Source organism: candidate division TA06 bacterium (assembly GCA_016208585.1).
Taxonomy (GTDB): Bacteria; Edwardsbacteria; AC1; order AC1; family EtOH8; genus UBA5202.
Window position 1 is genome coordinate 1 of record JACQXR010000151.1, and the last position, 7523, is coordinate 7523.

Annotated in this window: 9 protein-coding genes; 1 reads left to right on the forward strand and 8 read right to left on the reverse strand. The window is 48.1% G+C overall.

All coding sequences use genetic code 11. The features are described 5' to 3' along the window. Positions 1-147: 147 nt before the first annotated feature. Entirely contained in the window at positions 148-1404 is a 1257-nt protein-coding gene (locus tag HY768_10965) for an ISAzo13 family transposase (GenBank protein ID MBI4727718.1), read from the forward strand. A 185-nt stretch (positions 1405-1589) separates the two neighbouring features. Here HY768_10965 and HY768_10970 read toward each other — a convergent pair whose 3' ends face one another. From HY768_10970 to HY768_11005, 8 genes are all read right to left on the reverse strand, one after another. Further along, on the reverse strand, positions 1590-1973 hold the full coding sequence (locus HY768_10970) for a hypothetical protein (protein MBI4727719.1): 384 nt from the start codon (positions 1971-1973) through the stop codon (positions 1590-1592). A gap of 112 nt (positions 1974-2085) precedes the next feature. Further along, positions 2086-2850: a methyltransferase domain-containing protein gene (locus tag HY768_10975; GenBank protein MBI4727720.1), complete on the reverse strand. Its 765-nt coding sequence runs from the start codon at positions 2848-2850 to the stop codon at positions 2086-2088. A 232-nt stretch (positions 2851-3082) separates the two neighbouring features. Then, positions 3083-3340 (reverse strand): hypothetical protein, encoded by a 258-nt coding sequence (locus HY768_10980; GenBank protein MBI4727721.1) that lies wholly within the window; start codon positions 3338-3340, stop codon positions 3083-3085. Positions 3341-3377: 37 nt separating this feature from the next. Beyond that, positions 3378-3650: a BrnT family toxin gene (locus HY768_10985; GenBank protein MBI4727722.1), complete on the reverse strand. Its 273-nt coding sequence runs from the start codon at positions 3648-3650 to the stop codon at positions 3378-3380. Positions 3651-3698: 48 nt separating this feature from the next. Next, positions 3699-4775, reverse strand: coding sequence for a M42 family metallopeptidase (locus HY768_10990; protein ID MBI4727723.1), 1077 nt, complete (start codon positions 4773-4775; stop codon positions 3699-3701). A 79-nt stretch (positions 4776-4854) separates the two neighbouring features. Then, positions 4855-5703, reverse strand: a complete 849-nt coding sequence (locus HY768_10995) for a 4Fe-4S binding protein (GenBank protein MBI4727724.1) — start codon at positions 5701-5703, stop codon at positions 4855-4857. Positions 5704-5785: 82 nt separating this feature from the next. Beyond that, positions 5786-6268, reverse strand: coding sequence for an adenosine-specific kinase (locus tag HY768_11000; GenBank protein MBI4727725.1), 483 nt, complete (start codon positions 6266-6268; stop codon positions 5786-5788). Beyond that, positions 6265-7335 (reverse strand): site-specific DNA-methyltransferase, encoded by a 1071-nt coding sequence (locus HY768_11005; protein MBI4727726.1) that lies wholly within the window; start codon positions 7333-7335, stop codon positions 6265-6267. Before HY768_11005 ends, HY768_11000 begins: the two co-directional genes overlap by 4 nt. Positions 7336-7523: the final 188 nt, after the last annotated feature.

Here is a 7523-nt window from a genome sequence, read left to right on the forward strand (position 1 = left end):
AAAAAACCGAAGTCAGAATTGGATGTGCCATTCTCAACCGTATAGCTCAAATAGGTATGCCGGTGTCATATAAGGTTGCTGTCTAATCATCGATTTATCAGGGGATGCTGTATCTTTACAATCTTTGCGCAACAAAGCCCTTCTGATATGAAGCCAGAAGCAGCTATTCGACTGAAATATCAATCACTCTCCCCGCGGCTCGATGAACACACGAGACGGATCTGGGCCGCCACAGAAGCTGGCGCCCTTGGATATGGTGGTATTTCCCTGGTGGCACGTGCTACGAATATATCTCGACGGGTGATTCTCGTTGGTTTAGGGGAGATAAATACCGGTGACATTTTACCGGCAGGACGCGTCCGCCGATCTGGCGGTGGGCGTAAAGCTGCAGTTCATCATCAGCCCGATTTGCGGGACAGGTTGGAAAGTTTAGTCGAGCCTTTAACGCGCGGCGATCCAGAGTCGCCCTTACGCTGGACATGTAAAAGCACACGCTGTCTGTCTCGGGAGTTGATCCGGCTGGGTTATAAGGCAAGCAGCCGGGTAGTTAGAGTTCTTCTCCATGAAATGAAATACAGTCTCCAGGGCAATTGCAAAACAGTTGAGGGGAAACAACATCCCGACCGCAATGCGCAGTTTGAGTACATCAACACCCGCGTTACGGCAGAAATGAAAGCCTCACAACCGGTCATTTCCGTAGACACCAAAAAGCTTGCCCTGAGCCCCTCTTTTACTCTCGGGGCAGGCTCCGCCGAAGGGAAGGAACTTGTGGGGAACTATGCCAATCGCGGGAAACAGTGGCTTAAACTGGGATCTGCGCTAAAGGTCAAGGGCCACGATTTTTCCGATCCTTCTGTCCCCCGGGCTCATCCGTATGGCATTTACGAGTTGACGCGCAACTGTGGTTTTGTCAAGGTTGGAACCGATCATGACCCCGCGACTTTTGCCGTTGCATCCATCAGGGCTTGGTGGCAAGAGCAAGGGATGCGCGCTTATCCCAAGACGAAAAGACTGCTCATTACAGCCGACGCGGGTGGAAGCAACGGAACTCGTTTGCGCTTGTGGAAATGGGAACTCCAGCGTTTGGCCAATAAGTTGCGCCTTCCCATTTCGGTTTGCCATTTTCCGCCGGGCACCAGCAAGTGGAATAAAGTGGAGCATCGACTCTTTTCGTTTATCAGTTCCAATTGGCGAGGCGAACCATTGGTCGACTATGAAACGGTAGTGAATCTGATCGCTAAAACCACTACGACCACGGGTCTGAAAGTTTTTTGCCGATTGGATCGTCGCCGGTATCCAGTCGGACGGAAGATCTCCAATGATGAGTGGGTAAAAATCAATCTAATTCGTAATGATTTTCACGGCGATTGGAACTATACAATTCTACCGCGATGGAAATGTTGACTTGATACATTTATTTTGTCGCAGACCCTAAGTGTCGGGTGTTTGCCGACCAGGAGCTTCAAGCGTTCGGTGAAATCCTTGTAGGGATCAAGATTGCTCATGCAGTACCTTCTGTTTGCGGCCTAACGTTTGAGCTCAGCCGCGGCGCTTGCGCCGTCGGCTAGAGCGAATTGTTAGATGGTTTATTATTTTATCCCTCCATAAGCCACCGGCAATGGACCTGCAGCCACAAGTTTTTTTAAGCGAGAATCTACCGTCAAATTAAGGCCTTCTAAAGTTCTTGCACCGAGCAGAAGCATATCACCTTCTTCACCAAACACAACCTCATCAATTGTAAAAGATTCTTCTATCTTGATGATAGCGAATCCAACACTTCTAGTTATTCTTTGACCATTGGCCATAATAAATGCTAGATCTTTTTTTTCACGAACGACGACTATTTCATGAAGCATTTTACTTGGAATCCAAGTATACTCACTTCCTGTATCAACAAGTATTTTTGGTATTGAAACCGACTTCTTTCTATCAATATGATTTTCAATTATACATTTTGTGTAGAAAGTACCCATGACAATCCTCCTTTATTTTTTATTATTCTTCCATCTAACGATAGAACTCACCTGCCAAAAAGCGCCAGCTTTTTGGTCGGGTGCAGTGATTTGTTAGGCAGTTCTTTTTGACTCACGGTTTGGGCTTTTCGCCGACAGCAATCAACCGCTGGGCAGAACGCCCGTAGTCCTCTCCCTCAAGGTTTCCGTACAGCCTCACATTGCAAAATCCAACCTGCTCAAGACGATCCTTCAACTCCTGCCCTGAATAAACAGTGTGATAGAACTTAAAAGTTTTTGATCTGCCTTTTCGGAGCAGTATCCATTCATTACGAATTCGCGTCCAGTTGTCGAATATTTCATGACGTTGCACCAACATTGTGCCATCAGGGAGTTTTTCTGAATTGGTCGGCTGAAAAACCTTCGCCAACCATTCCTTTCCAACAACGTCGATTAGGCAAGTGCCTCCCGGCTTCAGACTCAAAAACATATTGTGGAGGACTTTAGTATCTTCCTCTTTCTTGTTGAAGTATCCGAAGGATGTGAATATGCTCAAGACAAAATCAAAGGCTTCCGGGCGAACGAAGTCACGCATGTCTTGTTGGATCCATGCGATCTTCACCTTTGCTGCTCTGGCTTTTGTTTTGGCTTTTTTGAGGAGAAATTCGGTTCTGTCGACACCTGTCACAGCAAAACCTTTCTTGGCAAGTGCAATAGAGCATCTGCCAGGTCCGCAGCAAAGGTCTAGAACTGCTTTGCCGGCAGGCTTTACAAGTTTGAGGATTTTCTCAACTTGAGCTACCGCATTCTTGAACCGGCCTTCCGGGAACATGAAAGGATATAGGTCGATCCAAAATGAGTCATCATCAAACCATTCGCGTTTTTTACGCATCTTCATTTTCTTTCTGCCCAACATATATTATACCGCATTTGTGCGGTTATATTAAAACGGGGATTGTTGCCAACCTATGGCTACGCCATTGTTTGGTCAATTGGTTGGTCCATCGTATCACCATCGTTACCCAGCCATCTCAGTCTTCGTCTTTCCATTCCAGCTTGATGTCATCCAGCTCGGCGATGAACCTGGCTAAAAGCCGGGCCACGCGCTTTTGCTGCTTGGAGAGAACGACCTATTGGGCTTTATTCGCTTTTGCTCCATGCTTATGGAGAAGCAGTGGAATTAAACAGCGTAGTGCCCGGTTCACGGCTTTCGAGTCTGGGAAATAAGTTCGAATGTCCGGCTCTATAATAACCGCGCCTTCCTTTGGCGTCACCACTCTAACAACAGTTGTGCCGTCAGCCTTATGAACGGTGATCGCATATCCAGCCTGCAAGGCCCGATAATGCTTGCCGCGAACGCCCCCCGTAAAATCGTATTCGGCGCGCATGTCGTTAACCTCTGCCTTTACTGTTTTGGTCGTCTTTTTATTCATAAAGTTTTCGTTCCGTTGGAGTTGCCTCACGGCAACTGATGATACGTATGTTTAACCTGCGCTCGGCATAAACCACCACCAGCACCCGGCCCTTGTCAGAACTGCCTATGTAAATATACCTTTGCTCATCTACGGAGTGGTTGGGGTCAGGTATCGTCATTGAGAAGGGGTCGAGAAAAACCGTTGTGGCTTTATCAAAACTGACGCCGTGTTTTTTGATGTTCGTTTTTGCCTTTTCTTCATCCCACTCAAAATTTAGTTTCATTACAACTCCTTTGAACCATCGCGTATAGTTTTCAAGGAAATAAGCCTGTCAGTCGTCCTTCCACTCCAGCTTAATGTCATCCAGCTCGGTGATGAACCTAGCTAAAAGCCGGGCCGAGCGCTCCACGTCCACCGCGGCCAGCGTTTCCACTGGAGTGTGCATGTAGCGCAGCGGCAGGCCGATGAGGCCGGTGGGGATCCCCTCGCGCGAGATCTGGATGTCCATGGCATCGGTGCCGGTGACCCCGGCGCAGGGCTCCAACTGATAGGGTATCTCCTCGGCCTTGGCCACTTCCTTCAGTTTCTCCACCACCGCCGGATGCAAATTTGGCCCCAGGGCAATGGTGGGTCCTTTGCCCAGGGCAAAGGTATCGGACTCTGCGGCCATTGGCATGTCGGCGTGAGTCACGTCTATGGCGATGCCGATGTCTGGGTTTACATTATAACTGGCGGTCAGCGCGCCCAGGCAGCCCCAGCCGGCCTCTTCCTGCACCGTAGCCACGGCGTATACGTCCCAACTGTGCCGCATTTTTTTCAGGAGTTCCAGGGTCTTCACCATCACCGCCACGCAGGCTCGGTCGTCCATGGCTTTGCCGGCGGCCCGGTCGTTCTTTAGGTTGACGAACGGCATCCGCATGGTTGCCACGTCCCCCACCGAGATCCTGGCCCGCACCTCCTTTTCCTCCATCCCCAGGTCAATATAGAGGTCGGCCAAGGCTATCACCTGATGGCTTTCCTCGGGAGTCTGAAAGTGCGGCGGCTTGGCCCCGATGATCCCGGGAAAGAACTTGTCGGTGCCCGGCCCCAGCCGGCCCACCGGATGCACCAGCACTTCCTGTCCCAGCAGGACCCGGACATCGAAACCGCCGATCTCGGTAAAGCGCAAAAAACCGCCCTCCTCGATCCGGTTCACCAGCAAGCCGATCTCGTCCAAATGTGCGGCTAACAAAATTTTCTTGCCGGAGGCCTTGGGTCCCGAGCCTTTCTTAAAGGCCGCCACGCTGCCCATTTTGTCTATCTTAACCTGATCGGCAAAAGGCTTCAGTTCCGTTTGGGCCGCTCTGGCCGCCCTGGCTTCGTAGCCCGAGGGACCGGAAACCTGGGTCAGCCTTTTCACCAGCTCCAAAGTGGGGTTGGGCTTGGGGGCTTCGGCTTTTTCACTTTTGGTTTTAGGGTCTTTTTCTTTTGCAGGCATTAAACCGCTCCTAAGGTTTGGAATTTTTCTGTCCGTGAAATATTTTTGATGCAAATTGATAGAGATACTCTCCGGTCAACAGTTTGAAAGGAACCCAGTTGTTTTTGTAAGCTCTTTCGGGGCAGATGCGCTCGCACTGGTAGCAGGCGATGCAGTCATCTTCCCTGAAGACCGGATAGGGTTCCAAAGTAATGACATTGGCCGGGCATTGCTCAACGCACAATCCGCACTTGGTGCAGAGATCATTTTTTATATTTTTCCGGGGCAGCAGTCCCGTTCTCATGTGCCGCAATAAAGCCCGGTGGCTGAACATTCCGGCCACAGTCCGGTTCAAAAAGCCGCCGGGCAGTGAACAGGTATTGGCTTGTGGATCTTCGGCGAACAGCCTGGCCTTGATCAGGACGCTTTCGGCAAAGGCCTTTGCTCTGTCCAGGTCCTGCTGGTCTGGGTGTCCAGCCCCCGAAGCCGGTACCCTGGAAGCAAACGGGGGATATGTATCATATCCCAAACATTGGTAAAAGTCAAGGGTAACAAAGCCTTGCCGGGCCGCCAGGCCGCAGATACTGGGGGCGATGGCCCCTGGCGTCCCGCCATGTGTCACAAAAAAGAAGAAGGGCCGGGGGCGGGATGAATGGTCCGGCAGTTCTTCCAGGAATTTCTGGACATTGTACGGCTCCCGGAAATAAAAGGCCGGGGCGCCCAGGCCTATTAGATCGTACCGCTCCACCAGCATGGGGTCGGCATCCTCCAGCCGCACCAGGGCGCAGGAACCGGTCAGGGCCGCCAGGGTCTCCTGGATGGTCTCGGCCACCTGGCGGGTATTCCCGGTCTGGGAAAAATATATTATACAGCAGCGCATGGGTTTTACAATCTCTACGCAACAAAGCCTATCAGACCAAATCTGGGTGCGTTCATCTGCGTAATCTGCGGATGATGGAATTTTACCGCTTGTATCCGATTTTTCTCAGCAATTCTTTGCGCCATTTTTTACCGTCTTCGTCCTCCACGCCCTTGGGGGATGAGCCGTCTATCACCCCCATTATGCCCCGGCCCTGTTCGCTTTCGGCCACGATGACCTGGCAGGGGTTGGCGGTGGCACAGTAGATCCGGCAGACCTCGGGGCAGTTCTTGACGGCATTGAGGACGTTAATAGGATAGGCGTTCTTCAGAAAGATGATCAAACTGTGCCCGGCCCCAATACTCTTGGCGTTGTCAACCGCCAGCCCTATCATCTCATCATCCGTTCCCTCGGACCTGATCAGGCAGGCCCCGGAGGCCTCGCAGAAGGCCAGGCCGAATTTGATGCCCGGCACGGCCGAGACCAGGATCTCGTAAAGGTCTTCCACTGTTTTGATGAAATGGGTCTGTCCCAGGATGAAGTTGACGTCCTCAGGTTTTTTAATGGGTATCAGACTGGTGTTCATAAAACTCCGGCAGATAAAGGAAGGCGGTTGTTACTCCTGCCTTGTTTTTTTCTTTTGGTTCTAATCATATATTTTTTCTTTTTATCAAATGCGCTTATTTGTTGATGTTCGGTTAAATTTTCTTTAGTATCATATGTTATTATTCTATCGATACTGTTCAAGCGGTTTTTTGCGAACAAAACATATTTTTCATTTATATCAATACCAATAAATCTTTTCCCGAGAGCCTTGGCTGCGACTGCGGTTGTTCCGCTTCCAATAAAGGGGTCTAATATAATTGCATCTTTGGAAAAAGCCGTAAGCCTTACTAAATGCTTACATAAATCTAACGGTTTAACGGTCCTATGTTTATTGTCTAACCCCTTTTCTTCTTTTTTAGGTTTTGATACCAAAAAATATTTGTCAATACTTTCTGTTATATGTTCTGTTGTCATTACATTAGCAGGAAACATCCCCTTACCGGTTAGGATTTTTGTATTTATTAGTCCCACCTTGTTTTTAATAATATTGGTTAAAAAGGTTCCTTCATAAGGTTTTTGCGCCATTACAATTGGTTCAAAACAGGACTTTATTTGTGGGGTTTTCCAACCATCTAAATTATTTTTAATTTCCTGTTTGGTTTTTGAATCACATTTAAGTTTATCGATAAAATGATTTAAGCTCATTGCCTTGGGCTGGTTTTGTGTATACAGCCACATAAAACAATCTTTTATATCGAAACCAGCGTCTTCAATTGCGCACGTCATTCTATGATACAGGCGAGGGCTTGAAAAAGAAAAGAAATAACCGCCCGGTTTTAATACCCTAAACAATTGTTTAGAAACATTTATATACCACGCATAAAAATTCTTTCCCTGCTCTTTATCGTATTTCATGCCAGCTGGTAAGGAAGTTACGACATAACAATTTTTGGTGTTACTAACTTTATCCTCCTGCCATTTATTGTCTAATTTGTCTAAAAAATATGGCGGATCGGTAATAATAACATCAATTATATTATCCTTTATTTGTGGCAGTGTTTCTAATACATCGCCTTTTATAATGTTATTGATTATCTCTTCATTCATTTGGGTTCACTTCTCCAAATTCATCGTATAATATTTGGTACACTTTAAGCTTTACATCTTCACTAGCGCAAGTTTCCTAGTTACGAAATGCAAGAAAGCCTAACTTCATATTTCTAAAGGCGTTACGTATTATTAAATGTATTATATAACTTAGTAAGCTCGTTATTCTATAACGACAGTCAATCCCT

Coding starts and splice junctions, on each gene's coding strand:
- HY768_10965 (MBI4727718.1), top strand. CDS start 148: ATGAAGCCAGAAGCAGCTATTCGACTGAAATATCAATCACTCTCCCCG.
- HY768_10970 (MBI4727719.1), bottom strand. CDS start 1,973: ATGGGTACTTTCTACACAAAATGTATAATTGAAAATCATATTGATAGA.
- HY768_10975 (MBI4727720.1), bottom strand. CDS start 2,850: ATGAAGATGCGTAAAAAACGCGAATGGTTTGATGATGACTCATTTTGG.
- HY768_10980 (MBI4727721.1), bottom strand. CDS start 3,340: ATGCGCGCCGAATACGATTTTACGGGGGGCGTTCGCGGCAAGCATTAT.
- HY768_10985 (MBI4727722.1), bottom strand. CDS start 3,650: ATGAAACTAAATTTTGAGTGGGATGAAGAAAAGGCAAAAACGAACATC.
- HY768_10995 (MBI4727724.1), bottom strand. CDS start 5,703: ATGCGCTGCTGTATAATATATTTTTCCCAGACCGGGAATACCCGCCAG.
- HY768_11000 (MBI4727725.1), bottom strand. CDS start 6,268: ATGAACACCAGTCTGATACCCATTAAAAAACCTGAGGACGTCAACTTC.
- HY768_11005 (MBI4727726.1), bottom strand. CDS start 7,335: ATGAATGAAGAGATAATCAATAACATTATAAAAGGCGATGTATTAGAA.